The sequence below is a fragment of the Paenibacillus sp. EKM211P genome, assembly GCF_011066175.1.
GTDB lineage: Bacteria > Bacillota > Bacilli > Paenibacillales > Paenibacillaceae > Paenibacillus > Paenibacillus polymyxa.
The window spans coordinates 547,537-567,082 of sequence record NZ_JAAMNS010000002.1; the positions used below are offsets into that span (position 1 = coordinate 547,537).

The 19,546-nt window shown below is 45.9% G+C and carries 15 protein-coding genes; 1 reads left to right on the top strand and 14 read right to left on the bottom strand.

The window, feature by feature from the left end; all coding sequences use genetic code 11:
- Positions 1 to 8 precede the first annotated feature (8 nt).
- From G9G57_RS05450 to G9G57_RS05475, 6 genes are all read right to left on the bottom strand, one after another.
- The gene (locus tag G9G57_RS05450; protein WP_164964622.1) at positions 9 to 839 is read right to left on the bottom strand and encodes a PP2C family protein-serine/threonine phosphatase; all 831 of its coding nucleotides are present in this window, start codon (positions 837 to 839) and stop codon (positions 9 to 11) included.
- 35 nt (positions 840 to 874) lie between these two features.
- Positions 875 to 1,402, bottom strand: a complete 528-nt coding sequence (locus tag G9G57_RS05455) for an FHA domain-containing protein (RefSeq protein ID WP_164964623.1) — start codon at positions 1,400 to 1,402, stop codon at positions 875 to 877.
- A gap of 64 nt (positions 1,403 to 1,466) precedes the next feature.
- A complete protein-coding gene (locus G9G57_RS05460) occupies positions 1,467 to 2,015 on the bottom strand; it encodes an FHA domain-containing protein (RefSeq protein WP_164964624.1) in 549 nt (182 codons plus the stop codon).
- Between the two features lie 32 nt (positions 2,016 to 2,047).
- Positions 2,048 to 2,497, bottom strand: coding sequence for a J domain-containing protein (locus G9G57_RS05465; protein ID WP_016818669.1), 450 nt, complete (start codon positions 2,495 to 2,497; stop codon positions 2,048 to 2,050).
- Between the two features lie 130 nt (positions 2,498 to 2,627).
- Positions 2,628 to 3,053, bottom strand: coding sequence for a hypothetical protein (locus tag G9G57_RS05470; RefSeq protein WP_007431573.1), 426 nt, complete (start codon positions 3,051 to 3,053; stop codon positions 2,628 to 2,630).
- 119 nt (positions 3,054 to 3,172) lie between these two features.
- Positions 3,173 to 5,341 (bottom strand): hypothetical protein, encoded by a 2,169-nt coding sequence (locus G9G57_RS05475; RefSeq protein ID WP_025365581.1) that lies wholly within the window; start codon positions 5,339 to 5,341, stop codon positions 3,173 to 3,175.
- A 637-nt stretch (positions 5,342 to 5,978) separates the two neighbouring features.
- Between G9G57_RS05475 and G9G57_RS05480 the strand changes: the two genes are divergently transcribed.
- On the top strand, positions 5,979 to 8,069 hold the full coding sequence (locus tag G9G57_RS05480; protein WP_235332634.1) for a vWA domain-containing protein: 2,091 nt from the start codon (positions 5,979 to 5,981) through the stop codon (positions 8,067 to 8,069).
- Positions 8,070 to 8,109: 40 nt separating this feature from the next.
- Here G9G57_RS05480 and G9G57_RS05485 read toward each other — a convergent pair whose 3' ends face one another.
- The 8 genes from G9G57_RS05485 to pulA form a co-directional block, all read right to left on the bottom strand.
- Positions 8,110 to 9,021 carry a serine/threonine protein kinase gene (locus G9G57_RS05485; RefSeq protein ID WP_016818667.1) on the bottom strand — a complete coding sequence of 304 codons (912 nt, stop codon included), beginning with the start codon at positions 9,019 to 9,021 and terminating at the stop codon, positions 8,110 to 8,112.
- A gap of 177 nt (positions 9,022 to 9,198) precedes the next feature.
- Positions 9,199 to 10,452 (bottom strand): L-lactate MFS transporter, encoded by a 1,254-nt coding sequence (locus tag G9G57_RS05490; RefSeq protein WP_017426752.1) that lies wholly within the window; start codon positions 10,450 to 10,452, stop codon positions 9,199 to 9,201.
- Between the two features lie 190 nt (positions 10,453 to 10,642).
- Positions 10,643 to 11,407, bottom strand: a complete 765-nt coding sequence (locus G9G57_RS05495) for a LytR/AlgR family response regulator transcription factor (RefSeq protein WP_013372559.1) — start codon at positions 11,405 to 11,407, stop codon at positions 10,643 to 10,645.
- Complete coding sequence (locus G9G57_RS05500) at positions 11,404 to 13,065, bottom strand: sensor histidine kinase (RefSeq protein ID WP_016818665.1); 1,662 nt, start codon at positions 13,063 to 13,065, stop codon at positions 11,404 to 11,406. Before G9G57_RS05500 ends, G9G57_RS05495 begins: the two co-directional genes overlap by 4 nt.
- Before the next feature lie 59 nt (positions 13,066 to 13,124).
- The gene (locus tag G9G57_RS05505) at positions 13,125 to 14,111 is read right to left on the bottom strand and encodes a S66 family peptidase (protein WP_019688285.1); all 987 of its coding nucleotides are present in this window, start codon (positions 14,109 to 14,111) and stop codon (positions 13,125 to 13,127) included.
- 182 nt (positions 14,112 to 14,293) lie between these two features.
- A complete protein-coding gene (locus tag G9G57_RS05510) occupies positions 14,294 to 15,790 on the bottom strand; it encodes a methyl-accepting chemotaxis protein (RefSeq protein ID WP_151255637.1) in 1,497 nt (498 codons plus the stop codon).
- 207 nt (positions 15,791 to 15,997) lie between these two features.
- Complete coding sequence (locus tag G9G57_RS05515; RefSeq protein WP_019688287.1) at positions 15,998 to 16,639, bottom strand: 50S ribosomal protein L25; 642 nt, start codon at positions 16,637 to 16,639, stop codon at positions 15,998 to 16,000.
- A 234-nt stretch (positions 16,640 to 16,873) separates the two neighbouring features.
- On the bottom strand, positions 16,874 to 19,402 hold the full coding sequence (gene pulA, locus G9G57_RS05520; RefSeq protein WP_164964625.1) for a type I pullulanase: 2,529 nt from the start codon (positions 19,400 to 19,402) through the stop codon (positions 16,874 to 16,876).
- Positions 19,403 to 19,546 lie beyond the last annotated feature (144 nt).

Here is a 19,546-nt window from a genome sequence, read left to right on the forward strand (position 1 = left end):
TTCTTGTTTCATCCTATCGCCAAAATAAGCACTGTCGCATTATCCTGACTTTTAAACCCTTTATCGTTAATGATGTCGATCATGGCATCCGCCATTTCCTGCGGTGTTCCGCCCTTGCGCATGATCTCTTCCTGCTCAATCTCCGTCAGCGCCTCCTGAATGCCATCACTGCACAGCAGCACATAATCACCCGAATACAGGCGAATCGGTGCATTCCCCAGTTCCATGCTCTCAAAGCCTTCATAACCCAAGTAGTTGACCAGTTGATTGCGTACAGGACTCGTTTTAGCTTCCTCCGAGGTCATTTGTCCAGCAAGCACTCGTTCTTCCAGCAGTGTTTCCGCTGTATGCTTAGAATTGACTGTCTGAAAGTGACCATTGCGGTAAATTGTAATCAAGCTGTCGCCCACCGCTCCGTAATACAGCTGATAGCCGCACACAATGACCGCCGCGAGCGTCGTTCCCCCGCCCTGCCCATTCAAATTTTGCAAAATACCGCGATTGCTTTGGGTTGCCGCCTCTGCAAAATATCCGTTCAAATTCGTTGCATCTTCTAACTTGGCAAATGCCTTCGTAAAAGTCGTCACAGCCAAGGTACTGGACATACGTCCATTAGCCAGCCCACTGATCCCGTCTGCAACAACAGCCAGCGTACCCACAGGGGTGGTCATACTGGAGAAATAATCATCCTGCTCGCTCCGGCTCCCGATCGTTTGACCATTTCCAATCTCAATTCCACTCACGGTACGGCTGCCGGAACTTCGCGTCAGTCGTATACGGATGATGAGAAGAACAGCGAACAGCACCGCAGCTCCACATACAACAAAATAAGGCTGCATCTCGTTACCTCCCTGCACCATTGCCCACTTCCGTTCTAATTTTCGTTATCCCACTCGAAATGAGCGCCGCACAGCGGAATAAAGATAAATTTGCTGCGTCCGAGCTGAATCACGTCATAAGCAGCCAGCTCCACTGGTGAATATACCGCCTCGTTATTGTGATACGCCAAGCCTGACGAATCGCCTGGCAGCAAGTAAAAGTTGCGTTTCTTCGGATCATACACAATGACCGCATGATTTCTGCGGGAAATCGTGTTGTCTCCGATAATACGGACATGCATTTCCTCTGCGCGCCCGATAAAGTTTTTTTCTGCCATAATGCGATAGTCCTGACCCACCTGTGCTCCTTCAATACATACCAGCCATCCGGTTACCGGGTGAATCCCTACCGTCTCGCCTAAATACGGCATGGTTTTGTCATCGTCTCCCGCAACGTTTGTTTTCACTGCTGGTTCGGCGTTTTTGGGTGCGGCTATATTTACTACCGAATTACAATAAGGACACGTATTTCCGTGCTTTCGTGTACTGAACATGTGTCCGTTCGGGCATCTTGTCAAACTCATAGTCGGTTCCTTCCCCCATTGTCTTGATTGTCTTTACAGCGATCTACGTGTTATGCAATTTCTTCTATTTAACGAGCAGCCTAGTATTGGCAATATATAACAAATCTCCTGAGTAAATTCGGTAAGGCTCGCCACTTTCCAGCTTTTTGGTGACACTTTCGTTCGCAGACCGTAGCCCGGTACCGTTGCCGGAATCCACATCCTCCACAAACCAGTCGCTGTTTACCCGGTTGAGTACCGCATGCTCCACACTTACCAAGGAAGCATAATCTGTACCTGCTAAATCAATATCCGCTTCAGAGCGTGATGTTGTTTTGCCGATTAACAATGAGGTTTCGCCTTCAATATACCATTCTTTAACAGACTCACCCTCTTCATCAATCAACACCAGCTTGGCAATCCGTTTACGCTCTGCCTTTGGCTTGGGCACAGGTACCACGGACACCAGATTGCGCAGTATGTATACAAGCACGCTAATCCCAATACCTATCGCGACTACAGTCTTCAAACCGCTGTAGCCTGTACGATTAAACACATAAAAGGCGATCGCCAGCATCAGCCCGAACATGGCAACATCTATGATGAAAACCCATCTGCTCTGCGCCGTTTTCACTGCTTGCTTCCCCCATTTCTATCCTGAAATCATCACTTTTTGCGAATACCAAAAAATTGGTTGAACATGGCTGAGGTATCCGTCGGATCACCGGATTTTTTCGTTTTTTTCCCTGGTGAGCCCTCCTTCGTTTTCGGATGAAAGCCGAAAAATTGCTCAAAATCAGTGCCTATGTCAGCCGGATTGAATCCTTTAGCTGTCCTACGCGTACCGCCTGAAGGTGCTGCCCCTCTCGCTTTATCTTGCTGTTCTCCGCTAGTTCCCGTAGCTTTTCGGATGAGCTCAGCATCGTATGCCTGCCGCAATGCTTCGTCACGCAAGGTATTGTAAGCCTCGTGAATCAGCTTGAACTTGCGCGTTGCTTCCTCGCTTCCCTGGTTGGTATCAGGATGATACTTTTTGGCCAGTTTACGGTAAGCTTGCTTAATCTCTGCCTCCGAAGCATCCCGGCCGACACCGAGCAGCTCATAGTAGTTGGTCATTGTCTGATGTTCCCCTCTCCGAAAAAAATAAATATTAAGAGACCCGTAGGCCTCTTAATATTTATCCACCCTTCACGTATGCGCCGGGTGAGTGTGTGTTTAAGCTACGCTTAACGTTAAGACGTTAAGCTTAAACCGGATATCCGCCGTCGATGGTAGCCAGCTCGGTTTTGTCTTTCTTTTGTTTGATGTAGAGTGTAAACGCACCTACACCTTCTGTGTCGCCGAAGTGCTCGTTGTAGTCTACAACGAAAGCATTCGGGAAGTAGATTTTACGCACCACTTGATCGGCTGCGATAACTTCCAGTGTTACTTTACGGTAGCTGTCTGCTTTTTCAGCAGGAACCAGAGACCACAAAGCCAGTTTCAGCGTGTCATCCGCGCTGTCACCATCTACTGCTGTGATGATTTTACCGCTGATGCGCAGCGTGGAGCCTACGTCAGTGGAGCGTGCATTGGAATCGTCCGGTGTATCGGTGTCATAAATAACCGTTTGGATGTTATCCAAGCCCAGCTCGATTGTTTCTTGTCCTTCTACTTTCAATCTGAATCCCATGTGTGTTGCCTCCTTGATATTAGGTAAAATGCTGGCGGAAGAAGCAGGGCTTCTCCGCGATTTATGTATAAAGGCGGTTCTGGATAGAAACGCCTCTACCATCTTTCGTAGTGCTCGGATCATGATTTGACCGAGCTGGTTCCCTTAGTGATCATGACTTCCAGGTTCTTCACATTACCATTGAAGACCAGATCGATATGACACATATTGCTTTTCTCGTCAATAATGAAGCTCATATCATCTCCGTCCTGAATGATCGAGTTCACAGATCCTCTGCTGCTCAGCCACTTGCTCTTCTGGCTGCTCGGATTGTTACTAAAGAAACGGACGATATTTTCGTGCTTGAAGTCACCTGTTTGGTAGCGCAAAATACGTTCAATGTACGTGCTGACCAGCGTTTTGTAGATGGAGTCAAAGCCGTCCTCGGACATCGCCATGCTTCTTGCCTTGTAGACAGTAATCCGGCGGATATCCTTATCCTGAATCTGAGCATTCTCGGACGAAAATACAAAGCCAAAGTTTTTACGGTTGATGGCATCCTTGATCGTGTTGGTGAACCCAGTGATTTCCTTGGCCATCGTCGTCACCGTGCGCAGACTGTTGTCTCCAGCTTCAATGTCGAAGCGTACACCCGGGAAGTTTTTATTGACCGTTTTGAACGTCTCACGCAGGTATTCAGGACATTGATAGGAAGCGACCAAGCCAGCGGCCACATAGGCAGCGCCCACATATACGCCCTCGATCCACAGCTTGAGAATATCTTCTTTTTCCTTGGAGAGCTGCACACCGTCTTCGGTCTGTAGCATTTTGCTATCAATAATGACACCCGATTTATCCTTCGGAATAATGGTAAAGTTCGGTACACAAGGAATCGCAAATTCGCTATATTCTCTGCGTACAAGACTGGCGCATTTATCGACATATTTATCGATGCCTGCTGTCGCCATACTGTTGAAGGTCGTCTCTTCACCGGATTCAAAGTTAAAGAACATTTGAATTTTGTAATCCTTCACGACTTGCAGCAGCATCGAAAGCGATTCCATCGAATTTCCGCCCTGCTTTACGACCTTCTCGTTGCCCTTAAAGCGTTCACGAGAAACTTTTACCTTACCGGCTGCTTCAAGCTCGATAGATGGAACGATCCCAAACCAGATGGTGTCGCTGAATTCATTTTTGGCATTTACGGTGTTCAGGTACGTTTCCAGACGCGGGATATTGCTACTTTTCACCAGCATGTCCAGCTTGTTATTCGCTACCAGCATTGTCGGCAGCATCCCTTTGCTCTTCGTCGCATATTGATCGAAGAACATTTTGACACCGAGGATTTTTTCTACCAGCGGCTTAACCGCCTTTACAAAATCATCCTTGGCATTTTTATAGAACTCCAGATACGTGTTGTAGTTCTGAACTTCAACCGCTGTGTCAACCTTGGTCTGAACAGCTGGCAGTGGCACAAACGTGCGAACCACCAAGTCCTTCACATAGTCAGAAGGCGTATCTGTGATAGAGTTGTAATCTTCTTCGAATACTTGGGAGAGATCGCCAGTGCTGTTCTCATCCAACAGCATCAGTTCAGTACTTTCGCTCTTCGGCGCTTCAATAATTTTCAGTTCGCCGCTTTCCCCAATGGAGAGCATACCCACCTGGATCAACTCACCGGCGTTTTCCTCTTGGGCCCCACCAAGCAGAAGTCGGGTTTTGATGTCCTCAATGGCCAGTGGCAGCATAGCCATAACGTTGTTATAGTTCTGGCTCGCTTCCTCGAACATGGCATTGAGCTTGTCACCCATATCAAGTTTCTTCGGATCTCCATCATCCAGCTTGTCGTATTCACCGTACATATAGTGAATTTCTTTGCGGACTTGACGAATATCATCCATAACCTTTTTCGGTGAAATCATATCCAGCAGATTTTCAAACTTGAAATCTACATTGGTGATACCTTGACTGCGCTTAGTATCAATGAGCGTAAACAACATTTTCAGAAAATCATTGCTTTGATTGATACGAATTTCAGAAATGCTATCCTCATCAATTCCCTCAGGCTTTTTAAGGGTGTAGACGACCTTTTGATTGGCCGCGTTAAAAAATGAATACACGGTCGGTGAAAACTTATCCAAAAATTCGTCAAAGCTGCGCACCAGAAGGTGCTGATTAATTTCCTTGATCTTCTCATCGCTCAAGCTGTCGATACCCTTCACATCACCTACAATGGTGATCAGGTCCAGCTTTTCCGGGTTAATCTCTTCAAAAAGCATTGTCCGGTTGGTTTGATAAATGATTTCCATCGCTGTCGACAAATGAATAAAGTTTGAGTATAGGTCCATTGCTCCATATTCGGACATGGGATGTCCAATTTGAAACGGACGAATATTCATTTTTAGTTCATTTGCCTCCTCCCCCCTACTTAACATTTAAATTCGTCAAAGGATTGAGCTTATACCACATTTACGGTACAGGCATATAACCTCGAAAATCGGTCCGAAGCGCTATTCGGCTTTTAACGGCAAGGCATTCAAATGAGATAAAATTCAAAATCAAAAGTCATATAACACAGAAACTTCAAATTTATGATTTCGTATTCCTAACTTCAATCCCAATTTTTGCCGTTGATACGAGAGCTATCATACAAAGCACCCTTTAGTTTTGTCAATTTCTGTAGTCTCAGATTGAAATAGGGCATTTTGGCTCATTTTATGCGTGATTACGTAATTTTTATGATATGTTAGACCTGTTTCTTCAGGGAAATATTCACAAATGGAATCCAATTGCCGATAGAAGTTCATTGGATATTTCTGATAAGCGTAAAAGTATCAAATTCATGGCTAATGTGAGGGTTTTCAGCTGTTTTGATCCTTTATCCCTTATATCCCAAGGATTAGGAGAGTTGGCACGCCCACATTGGTCTCGCCGATGGAGGAGCTTATGTTCAGAATAAGGAAACTAGGAATTATCATTTTCATGACTTTTGTACTATTTTTCCAAATGGGCTTAAACGGGGTCATTTGCACTGTAAATCAGGCTAATGCAGCATCTTCGGGGACTGCTCCGATTGAGGGTTACGATGCTGTTTTTGTACTGGATACCAGCTATTCCATGAGAGACACGGATCCCGAGGGTATTGCCGCCGAAGTCATTAGTATGTTTATGGACTTAAGTGATGCAGACCGTACACGCGTGGGTTTCGTCGCCTACAACCATCATGTTGTCGCCTCAAAACCACTTACCTCGATTGGCGTGGCAGCGCAAAAATCGCAAATCCAGCAGGAAATCAGAATGTTGAACCGTTCTGGCTATACAGATTTGGGACTGGGGCTGCGTAAAGGCTCAGAACTGTTAGCTGCCGGAGCATCCCAAGGGCGTCAGCCTTTTATGATTTTATTGTCAGATGGAGAGACTGATTTTGGTGCCTCTTCTGGTTCTCGGTCTAAGGGTGACTCGAATAACGATGTATCCTCTGTCATCAAATCTGCACAGACCAAGGGATACCCGGTGTATACGATTGGCCTGAACCATGATGGCACGGTAAACCGGCAAGAACTCGAACGGATCGCTTCTCAAACGGGAGGAGCTTCTTTTATTACGAGTAGTGCTGAGGATCTGCCGGAAATTCTGAATCGTATTTTTGCCAGTCAAATTCGCTCCAAGCTCGTTCCAGTTGCTGCAATTACGACCACTGGCGAGATGCAAGAATTAACGGTGACTCTACCGGACTCTAGTATGGAGGAAGCCAATCTGGTGCTTTTGTCGGAGCATCCCCTGCTGGAAACCCAGCTATACTCCAATTCAGAAAATGTCCGTAGGTACAAGTCGAGCCGATATGCAATTTTGAAAATTGAGCATCCACAAGCAGGTAAAGTGAAGTTGAAATTACGGGGCATACGCGGAGATTTGGTTAAAATCAATTTACTTGGCAGCTACCGACTGGAAGCTGAAGCTACTATAGGAGGAACGCAAACAACAGCAACTCATGGCGACAAGCCTATGCAATTGCTGAAGGGACAAGCGACACCATTTCAAGCTCAGCTCCTGTTACCGGATGGCCAAAATCTTACAGATGAGGCCGTATATACATCTCTTCAAGCCCATATTATAGTTACCCCTGTAAAAGGCGGTACAGCTAAAAAGGTGCCTATGACCTATAAGTCAGGAGCCTTTCATACCGAATATGCGTTCCCACAAACGGGTGATTATACATGGCAGCTATCTCTGGATAGTCCGCAGTGGTACCGTAAGGGAATTGTACATAAAGTTCACGCCACCAATGCAGCACCACAAGCTTTAAAAGACCTGACGATACATCTGGTAAAAGAAGACGGTGACTCCCGTCGAAGTTTATCGGATTTTATTGTTGATCCCAATCATGACAAGCTGAATTATAAGCTGGATTCAGGAGCCTCTGAGGATACAATTAATGCCGAGATTAACGGTAATGATCTGCTGCTATCCAAGCTTCACACAGGTGACACGAAGCTAAAGATTACCGCTACCGATCCAGAAGGTGCATCCAGTAGCGCTACACTGACCGTTTCAGTCCAATCCCGGTATACAGCCATTAAATGGACGGTAGCCATCAGCATTGTGATAGCTGCTCTTCTGTATTGGTTCTTGCGACCGAAGCCGCAGTTTGCTGGAAGAATCGAAGGATATTTTCTCGCTACAGCGAGTGGACAGGAGATTCCGGTTAAATCTTGGCCGCTTACCTCCTTTCCGGGCCATAAGGTCAGCTTGCAGGAGTTATTCCGTACGCTTGACGTTCACGAACCGTTGCCAGAAGCGGAACGAATCCTATTTTCCGCAGGTAAAAAAGGGACTCTGATCGTGAAACATGATACACGTTGCGCCCTGCAGCATGGAAAAATCAGATTGAGCCGTAACAAAAAAGCGGTCATGGCGTATGGTGACAAACTGTACATCACGTTTGAGGACGGCGTCACTGAAATTGAGCTGCGGTACAAGGCGATTAAGCCGAACACTTCAGTGTACACCGACCATATTCAAGCTCCGACAGGATAACGCCCGTCGGAATAAAAAAGAGAAGCACCTACTCTTACGATTAACGAACCGTAAGAGTAGGGCGCTTCCCTTTTTTTATCCAATATTCCGCACGTAGTGCGGCTTTAAACCATCGAAGTGAGCGGCAACGCTTGTTAGCCTGTACCTCCAGGCCACGCCGAATCACGTACGGCAGTAGTGAAATCCCTGCATTTTCGATCCGAATCCGTTCGGTCCGATCTGCAAATAATCTGCCTGGCACGTCCGGTGGAGGTGATCCTTTTTGGCAATAATACAGCGTGGCGGCCAAGCTATAAATATCCGACACAGGTCCCTGCCGCGAACGGTTAGAGTAAAATTCCAGCGGAGAATAGCCTGCCGTCGTGAAGATCGGATGCTCCTTGCCTTCGAAATGCACAGCAGAGCCAAAATCAATTAGCTTGATGTTGCCATGTTCCCCAACCATAATATTGCCTGGCTTAATGTCCCGATGAATAATTCCTTTGTTGTGTATATACTCCAAGGCATCAATTAATGGCAGCAGCGTTTGGTACAAAAAAGTAGGATCAGACGTTGGCACAGCTTCTTCTTTCATCATTCGATCCAGCGTCTTGCCTGCACAGTATTCCATGACCAGATAAGCAGTTCCATTTTCCTCAAAGTGATCTATATAACCGACAACCCCCGGATGATTTAATTCCTTCAACATTTGCCCTTCACGCAAGAAATAATGCATAAACTCTACATATTTGGATTGCATAGAAGCGCTACAAGTGACCGTTTTTCGATCCATCCCCCGCAAAGCCAGCGCATTCGGAAAAAATTCCTTTACAATCACCTTTTCTCGGTTATCCAACAGCCTTGCCGTATACACGATGGCCAGCTCACTGCGGGACAAGGCGCTTCGAATTTGATATGTATTTCGCAGCTTCGTATTGCGGGCAAGCAGATTCCCGCTTGTATCCACGATCATGACTCGTCCTCCTGTCAGGTTCTTAGCTTATGTCTTTTGTATATATCGGCTTATTACACGTCTTTTTATTATACCGTAAATCAGGTTATTGCAAAAACAAATAACCTGCCATAATCTCCCTTAGAGGAATGATGACAGGTCTTTTGGCATTCATCTGGTCCTATTTTCTCAAATCGTTTAACCTAATTTTGTACCTGGCTTCATGCTGCGCACACCGTTGGTATTTTTCTTCCGTTCGCTGCGCAGTTTGCCTTTACCTTGTTCTGGAGTGCGAATGGTGAGGGCAATCAGGAATGAAACAACACACAGCACAGCAATTGTGGTAAAGGTCGGGATAAATCCGCCGAGCAAGGCAGCGATAAATGACCCCGCCAGCGCACCAAGGCCAAAGCCCTGATACACAATACCATAGTTTTTGCTTTGGTTCTTCAGACCGAAGAAATCAGCTACGATGGCAGGAAAGACGGTAATATTGCCACCGAAGCAAAAAGCAATTCCTGCTACACAGGCAAAGAACAAACCAAAATTCAGGGGTACCAGACTCAGTACTGTAACTGCAACTGCTGTTGTTAAAAGTGCACCTGCTACCACTTTCAGACGACCTACCTTGTCCGATAGCGCACCTAATATAATCCGACCCGCCGTGTTGAAAATAGCGACCATAGCGACCGCATTGGCAGCTGTTGCTACATCCAAGCCAGCCATCCGTACGCCGATATCTTTGACCACTCCGATCAGGTAGAGACCACTCATACAAGCGGTAAAGAACATGACGAACAGCAGGTATGCCTGCTTGGTGCGCAGCATTTCTTTAACGGTATAGTCCCGCTGTACAGCCCCATTTTGTTCCGAAGGTTTGTTCACAACTACTGCTTCTTTCACCAGGAAAGAACCACCGACGATCATGATCAGCACGATGATACCCCAATACAAAAATGCCTGCGATACGCCAACAGACTGAATCAGCGAACCGTTAATATACTTGAATATCAGACTGCCTGTTCCGTAGGCCCCAACTGAAATACCGGAGATAAGTCCTTTTTTCTCGGGAAACCATTTAATCAGATTTGACAATGATGTAATATATGCCGTTCCATCCGCAAAACCTACGACAATACCTGCCAAAATGTACAGCAGGGATAACGAAGTTACCTGTGAACTAAGCATGAGCCCTGCCCCTAGTACGACACCTGCACACAAAATCAGACGACGAAGTCCCCATTTATCCTGTAGCTTGCCTGCGAATAACGTAGCAAACGCCAGTGCAAAACTGGTAATTGAAAAGGTAATAGCGACCGAACTGAGGTTCCAGCCAAAGCGGTCCACCAACGGTTGATTAAATAAGCTCCATGTGTAAATGGTACCTAAGCCCATCTGGACAATAATCGTCCCCAGTACGACCAGCAGGCGATTTCCGCTGTTTGATTTCATATTGATCTCCTCTTTTCATCCCGGCTCTACAGCATCCATTTGTTAATGATGATAACCGTGAATCCAGTACGCTTTGCGCCTGTGAAAGAGCAATTCTGTAAGGATTCTGTTTACACGGTTATTATAACCCTGCATGTCAGCTAGAAATCGTTTGAGGAATGAAATGCACATATAGCGGAATGAAATGCCTTTAAAGTCGCATAATTTGCCGAAACTCCTTGGCCTTACTGCGACTCACCGGAATTTCTGCTTCTAGTCCACGCAAGCGCAAGAGATACGTATGATTGAACCAAGGTACAATTTCACGGATTTGCGACAGATTAACCGTATACGATCGGTGACAGCGAAAGAAGTCCTGCTGCGGCAGGCGGGCATGAAATTCCGAAATGCTCATCGGCATCGTATATTCTTCATGCCTTGTAAAGACACGAGTTACCTTTTCCTGCGCACACGCATAGTAAATATCGTTTGCATCCGTTACGATAATTTTGTCATTTTTCAGCAGATTAATACGCCCCGGAGCAGCAACGGTACTGGTTTCAGCAGCTCGGGGTTGCCCAGCCTGGACAGGTTCCTGTATCTGAGCGTTTCGCTGCTCATAAGCATTTTCGAGCTTATGCAGCATGGATGCGATCCGTTTTTCATCATATGGCTTAAGAATGTAGTCGAACGCCTCTAGTTCAAAAGCCTGCGCCGCATGTTCTTTATAGGCGGTCGTAAAAATAATATAGGGCTTTTTAGCAAATTTGCTAATGTTCTGTGCCAATAGCATCCCGTCCAATGAAGGAATGTTAATGTCCAGAAAGATCGCATCCGTCTCCTGATCTTGCAGAAACCGGAACACATCCAGCCCATCCTCGAAACTATCGGTCACCTCAATGCTGCTATGAGTCTGAATAAGATACTCCAGCTCTTCACGTGCTGGAAGTTCGTCTTCTACAATTATGGCCTTCATGACTTCTCCTTTGGTATGTCAAAATATACTTCGGTGCCCGGATCATGTTTAAGAATAATGACTCCTTCACCGTACATAAGCTTGAGTCTTCTGTGCACATTGTACAAGCCGATCTGTTTAGCCGGAACTTGATCATGATATAGGTTATCCACTACATCGTCCCTTATACCCACCCCGGTATCAGCTACAGAAATACGCACCTTTTCGCCACGGTCTTTTACAGAAATGGTTACTGTACCTGGCCCTTTTTTCTTGAGGATTCCATGATTAATCGCATTCTCAACTAGGGGCTGAATAATTAGGCTCGGAATACGCACGGACACCTCATCCATTACATACTCCACCTGAAGCCGATTGCCGAAGCGAGCTTTTTCAATTTCTACGTAATCCGACACCTGTTGAAGCTCCTTGTGAATTTCGATCAAATCATCATTCAGCTCCAAATTATAACGCAGATAGCCTGACAAATTAATAATCAGCTCTCGCGCCTTATCCGGTTTGGTGCGCGTCGTCGAGGCAATGGCATTCAACGCGTTGAACAGAAAATGAGGGTTGATCTTCGTCTGGAGTGCCTTTAACTCGGCCTTATTCGCCGCTTCCTTAATTTGCTCCACACGCGACACTTCCATTAACGTAGAAATGATCTGAGACAAGCCAATCGCCATCGTCTGCAACGGATACGTGATTTTATAAGCTTTTCGGTAGTAAATCTTTAGGGTTCCGGTTACTTCTCCCCGCTCCTCTAACGGGATAATGAGCAGAGACTGGATTTGGGGCGTTTTGTCGTCAGCAATATGGTTGCGGATCGTGATTTTACCACTGCGGATCGTCGATTTAGTCACATCGCTAATAATTTCATCCCCGATATGATAGCGTTCTTCGCCAAATCCGACGTAAGCCAGTACATCTCGGGTATCCGTAATCGCCACCGCGTCTGCCTTGATGTCTTCTTTTATAATCGAGCAAATCGTATGCAAGGATTCCGCATTAATCGAACGAAAATAAGGCAACGTCTTGTTGGCAATATCCAATGCCAGCTTGGCCTGTCTTGCTGCGATATTTTCCTTTTCCCCCTCTACACTTTGGATCAATAGAACGATTAAACCGATACTGACCTCTCCGATAATCATCGGTAGACCGATCTTGGAAACGATGTCCACACCAAGGCCGTGAGGTTCTGCCATCACCAGAATGAGCAGCATCGTCAACGCTTCACAGACCATACCTGCAGCGATGCCGACCAGCCATCTCTTGGAACGATTGACCCGGCGGCCGATATATCCTGACACCACACCTGCCAGAATACTTGTAATCAAACACGGAATCGAGGTCACTCCCCCGATATCAATTAGATAACGATGGATCCCCGATACAATACCTGTAATGATCCCAACCCAGGGTCCGAACAAAATACCGCCCGCCATAATTGCAATGATTCGAACGTTAACCAGCGAGCCTTCAACTTCAATCCCGGTGTAGGTACCAAACAGGGCAAACATACAGAAAATCAATGTTAGTAAAGTCAGCTCTGCCGGAGAATGACTGTTCTTCTGCAAGGTTTCCTTAAATCGGGGGATACGTGTAATAAAAAACAAACAAATCAGCAACAATGCTGCGCGCTCAAAGAGCTGCATCAGCATTTCCAGCAAGGCGTTCACATGCGTTCCTCCCAAATAAAAACGGATATGCCTACATAGGTTGTATTAATAAAAAACCACTACTCACATATTTCAATTCCTACCCTGCCATTACGGGCACGAATAAGCACCTTCCCGCCAATCGGATATGTAAACTGCGGCGTGGTATGACCAAAATCGACATCTGCAATCACAGGAATAGATGCCAATTCTCTTTTCGAACGAATGATTTGCCGCAGCAATTCTTCTGTCATATGCGAAGCCTTCTGAAATCGACCTATGATGATTCCTTTAACCTGATCAAATTCAGGCTGGTGCAACAATGATTGCAAATCCCGGTCAAATGTAGCGGGAGAGCTTTCGTAATCATCCTCAACAAACACTATGGTTCCTTTTAGACTTGGCATGTATGGGGTTCCCTGTAACAAATTCAGAGTACACAAGTTTCCGCCCACAATCGTACCCTCTGCTTCGCCTTCATGAATCGCATATGGACCCGCATTGCGGTGAAAGCTTCTTTGATCCTGATCCTGATACCAAGCATCGTCACTCCACTCTGGCGACGATTGGATTTGAATGCTACCCTCTTCCAACATTAACCTTTGGAAATAAGTCGTCGTATATTCATTTCCTCGCAACATGGCGAACGTCAAAAAGTGAGGTCCTGCATACGTGATAAGCCCTGTTCTGGCATAAATCGCATGGCTTAACGCCGTTATATCCGAATAGCCACATAATCGTTTAGGATGAGCGCCGATCAGATCATAATCCAGATGGGCTAGAAGCTGATTGGCATTATAGCCCCCAATTGAGGTCAGAATGCCCTTTACCTTTGGATCGACAAAAGCTTCGTGCAAGTCAGCTACTCTAGACTCTATCGAAGAAGATGCAAAGTCATCGTTTTCCAGCACATGCTGTGAAAAGCTCACTTTAAACCCAAGCGCCTCCAGTCTACTCTGAGCAATCAGTCGATTTTCTTCAGAAACAATAGACAAGCTTCGGGATGGCGAAAGAATGCGTATCTCGTCTCCTGCTTTTAATTTAGGTGCTTGCTTTCCCATCATCATGGTCATTCCCCCTTGTTCCAAAGCATTTAAACTGCCACAAATTATACCATCAACTTCCATCTAATTATAGCTTCTAAAACTTCCCACTTCATTCCCTTCTTCCCAATAAGAAGTAAAAAACCGGGGATACCGCTTGTTAGCGATAAGCCCCGGATCTCTAGTCCGATGATGATGCTTTTCGGTTATTTACTTTTGCCGATTTCACTAGAGCTGTTGTTCTCATTCTGATCATGGACCAGCTCTTTCAACTGAATAATCAATGCCTCCAGCTCACTAAATCCCGCCACCATATTGGAGGTTATATTTTGCTGCTCTTCTACTCCAGCCAAAATTTGTTCAGACGCTGCACTTGCTTGTTCTGTCACACTGGAAAATTCCATCATCTCTTGAACGACCTGAGACGAAAATTGTTGCATACTATTCGTACTGGACTCTACCTCCACAGCCTGCACCAATACTTTATTGGCATTTTGCAGGATATCTTCCAGTACAATTTCGGTCGAATGTGCCGACTCCATGCTTTGCTGCAATCTTTCCTGTCCTATGTCAAATTGGCTTACGACGGAATCCATCTGAGTTCTCAGCTGTTCTAAAATACCCTCCATCGCCACTGAGGTGTTCCCAACCATTTCAGCCAAATTACGCACTTCTCCAGCCACGATCGCAAATCCTTTTCCATGCTCTCCCGCTCTGGCGGCCTCAATGGATGCATTCAAGGACAGCAAATTGGTTTGCTTTGAGATTTGAGTAATATCTTTAAGCATGGCAGACATATTGTCACTCTGCAATTTAAACTCATCCAATTCTTCTTTGGTGCGACTCATCACCTGACCCAAATCTTTAATTTGAGATGTTAATGCAAGCAGTTGACTGCTACCTCTACCCCCGGCATTTTTCGTATCTTCGGAGAGCTGCTTCAGCTCCCGGGAATGATCGGCAACCTCGCGCACATGCCGGTCAGACTGAGCCAAGTTATCGGTTACCTCAGTGATATTCGAAGCCTGCATCTCTACCCCTTCGGCAACCTCCTGAAACCCGATGGCGACTTCATTCGTCACAATGCCTGTAGCATCCACTTGATTCCTGAATCGTTCTGTAAAGCTATGTAATCCCGCTACAGCTTGCCTCACTTGCTCAAACAGAAATTCAATACGTTGCCTTGTGGCATCCATATTTTTATTTTGTTCCTCCGTTATCTTAAACTGCTTTTGGTTTAACACCGATACCACTAGCAATAGTAACCCAATCAGCCCTACAATAATAAATTCATGTACATAACGCAAAGAACCGGTAGCTGGCAGAGTTGCAGGCGTACCGATCGTAATTTGTATAAAAATATTACATAGATTTAAAGTCATAGCTACCAGAAAATATGGATAAGATGGGTAGAGTAACAACAATGAACAAATAAAGATCGTAGTCACTACCTCCACGCTAGATAAGTTCACAAATATACATATTAATGCACTATAAAATGTAATAATCCAAGGAATAAGCCGGATTCCTATCTTTTGTATATTCAGAATCGTCAAAACCGCCGCGACTACTAATCCTACACCGCTAGATATCCACATCGAGGGATTAGATATTGCCGGGACGATGCTGCTCAAAGTCATAATCCAAAAAATAATGATCACCAATTTGTTTCTTTGCCACAACAATTCATTCGTTCTGTCCATGATTGTGTACGCGCTCCTTAGAGATATATTAGGTATTTATAAAATAAAAATGTAAATGCCATACTATATATATCGTCATATCAGAACGCGTATTGAATGATGGTCGTACTTTAAAGAGAAAAACCGCCCCCTAACAGGGAACGGTTTTAATTCACGGTTTGATCATCTTCTTTAATTGGCAGACGTTCAATGTGCCTGCTGAATCCATTAAGATTCCTTGTTTTCGGAAGCCTCTTCAGCACCTTCAGTTGCCGCTGCATCACCTTCCACAGCAGCATTCTCTACTTCGACTGCACGCGGAACGATCACGGATGCCAGCAACTCCTCTTCAGAGACATGCAGCGTCACGCCTTTAGGAAGCTTCAAGTCGCTTGCGCTCAGCTTGTCGCCAATATCCAGTGCGGATACATCCACTTCAATGGTGGACGGCAAGTCAGAAGGCAAACCTTCAACCTCGACTTCTGTTTCTTGAACTTGCAGAATACCGCCTGATTTTGTACCTACAGGTGTACCCTGATAATCAATCGAAACACGCACGCGAAGCGGTTTGTTTTTGGAAATTTTCAAAAAGTCGGCATGCAACCATTGGTTGTCACGCTGTTGATAATCTTTAATAATGACTGGAATCGTTTCTCCGCCTTCTACTGTGAGATTAAAAACCTCTGAACGTCCGGTTCTGATTACTTTATTAAATTCCTTGGCATCGACATGTACAGGGGTTCCCTCGATTTCAGAGCCGTAAACCACAGCTGGAATCCGTCCTTTTAACCTCAATCCACGAATGGCCGAACCCTTCTTCTCTGTTCTCGGCTGGGCGGTTAGTTGAATACTTCCTCCATTAGAACTCATGATATACAACCTCCTTCAGGTTACCTTACAAATGATTTTCCTCCAAGAATCTTGCTTGTTTACCAGTCGTACTACAGAATATAAGCCAGCAAGCTGGCAAAACTAAACAAGTCCATAATTCTATTTTACCCCTTTTTTCTGAAACTGACGCACATTTGCATAAAAAAATAGCATTTCTCGAAATGATCGAAAAATGCTATTTCTCGTGTATATATGGCAACCAGGCATACAAGTCTATCCCGCCCGGTTATCGTTAACCAGTAATAAATATTCCTCTCTGCCACTATGAATCAATACCTGCATCACAGACTGGGTCGGATCTACATCAATATATCGATCTGCCTCCACATCCTTGGCATCCCAGTGATTCAGTCGGACAATGTAGCCAATTCGCTGTACATCAGGAGCCACCCGAATGCGGGCTACTGCCCGACCATCATCCCAATCGTGAAATTCAACATGTCCGTCCTGGTGTCCGGTGCCCCATACCCACACATTCCAGCCAGAGTATTGCCGGTCTGCACGCTCGTAGATCAGTTCAATCGTACGAAACGGAATAACCGCTCTATCGTTTCCTCGCTGGGCATCTGTCATTGCTGTACCTGCAATCTCTTGATTCGTCCCCTCATCTAAGCCCTTCGTTTCGTTATCCACTTGCTCGTTAGCTTGATCTTGCTCAGTCAAAAAGGAGGCTTGGGGAGGTCCAGCCTGATCATACAACACCATCATCGACCAGCGCGATACAGTCACACGATGGCCTACCACTTCATAGCGTGTCTCATTCCCGGCCCCGTGTGCATCCACGACCACATGCCAACGATCCGATTCCGCAGGCAATGATATTGTCTGCTCTGTATCCGAACCGTTATAAATCACCACAATATGATTCCAGGCATCGCCGTTAGCATGATGCCTCAATGCAAAAGCCACCACATGCCCACTGCTTTGTAAGACTTCCATATGCTGCTCCACCAGCTCACGCTGATCCATACGGAATGCCGGGTGACTGCGCCGCAAAGCAATTAAGCCCTGGTAGTAATCAAACACGGATCGAAACCTCGCCTTGTTATTCCACAGGATAGCGTTTACCACATCAGAGCTTCGGTAGCTGTTATGGTCTCCATATTTGGAACGCAGCAGTTCATCCCCTGCATGGATAAAAGGAATACCTTGCGATGTCAGAATCATGCCGTTAGCCAACAGAGACTTACGTACAGTCTCGTTTTCAAGTAGGTTACTTTCATCCAGTTCCTGATACGGGTCTGCTTCAGCTACGGCTTGTTCGGCTGTCCTTCCATCTTTGGGGTTCCCCTGCTCCCATTGCGGAAAACGACAGTTCTCCCGAACATGTCTCACCGTCAAAATTTTATCCCACAAATTGAGATTATCGTGGGCCGTTACATAATTGACGGTCTCTGATGGATGAGCTGTAAAATCATAGATAGCTCCAAAAGCACCTTGAAGTACCCGTTCCTCCTGATTTTCCGCCCCCGTGGCAAACCCATTCCCGGTACCGTCGCTATCTCCCTTAATGGCAGAGCGGTAATTGTCGTTAAAAACGGCAAAGCCCTTTTCCCGCTGCGTTCCTTTTAATGTAAGCAAAGGCTGCGGGGACTCCCCACCCGTCCAAGGCTCACCATAGATCAGCAGATCGGGACGTATTTCAGCGCGAAGCTCTCGGGTAAGCTGCTCTACAGTCGGTGTATCAATTAACGCCATCAAATCAAACCGGAAGCCATCTATGTGATATTCCTCTGCCCAATAGCGTAGTGAATCCTTGATATACTTGCGCACCATCGGACGTTCGGTTGCCAGTTCATTACCTACACCTGATCCATTGGTGAGCTTCCCTTGCTCATCCGTACGGTAATAATATCCTGGTACAACCGGCTCAAACGGACCCTTTTCCACCGAATACGTATGATTGTACACAACATCCATAATGACACCAATGCCAGCAGTATGCAGAGACTGTACCAGCAGTTTCAGCTCTCGTATACGCATCTCCGGGTCAGCCGGATTGGAAGAGTAAGATCCCTCCGGCACATTATAGTGCTGCGGATCATAGCCCCAGTTATATTCAGTTCCTAATTCCGAAAAGTCATTCACCGTATGAAAGTCAGCCACTGGAAGCAAATGAACATGTGTAATGCCCAGCTCCAGCAAATGATCCAGTCCGACACTGTTACCCTCGGCATCCATTAATCCTGTATACGTAAAGGCTGCAAACCGCCCCTGAGCAGTAGATAAATCTTTTATACCCGTATTAAAATCGGGGTCCATCGAAAAATCACGCACATGAAGCTCATAGATAATAGCATCTGTCGTACGCTCAAGTACGGGTCCCTCATCCTGTTCCCATCCATCCGGGTTCGTTCGATCCAAATCAATGATAGCCGTACGTTGCCCGTTGGCTGATACCGCTCTGGCATATGGATCGGTAGCATAATGAATGCTGTGGTCCGCCCACTCCAGCCTGTACATGTAATAATATCTGTTCCAGTCGCCTTCCAGCTCTATAGACCATACTCCGTGACCATCACGATTCATGAGAAATTCCTGACCACCGCCGTGCTCCTGAACGATTCCTTCCTGATCGTACACCCCTGCATCGGTATACAACGCGATATGAACCTGCTGTGCAGTCGGTGCCCATACCTTAAATTTGCTGCCCGCAGGCGTATAAGTAAGACCCAAATCATAGCCTTCATATATGGGATATGCTGTGTGCTCAAGTCCCTTGAGCTGATTGAAATCAGACATTCCTGTTCACCACCCATTTCTATACATCGGCTTATAGCCTCTGTTCATCCATCATTTATGATGTTTATGACTTGTCAATATACCTCAGGATTTGCAAAATCCTCACCTCATAGGCTATCAAATTAAGACAAGCTTGAAAAGCTG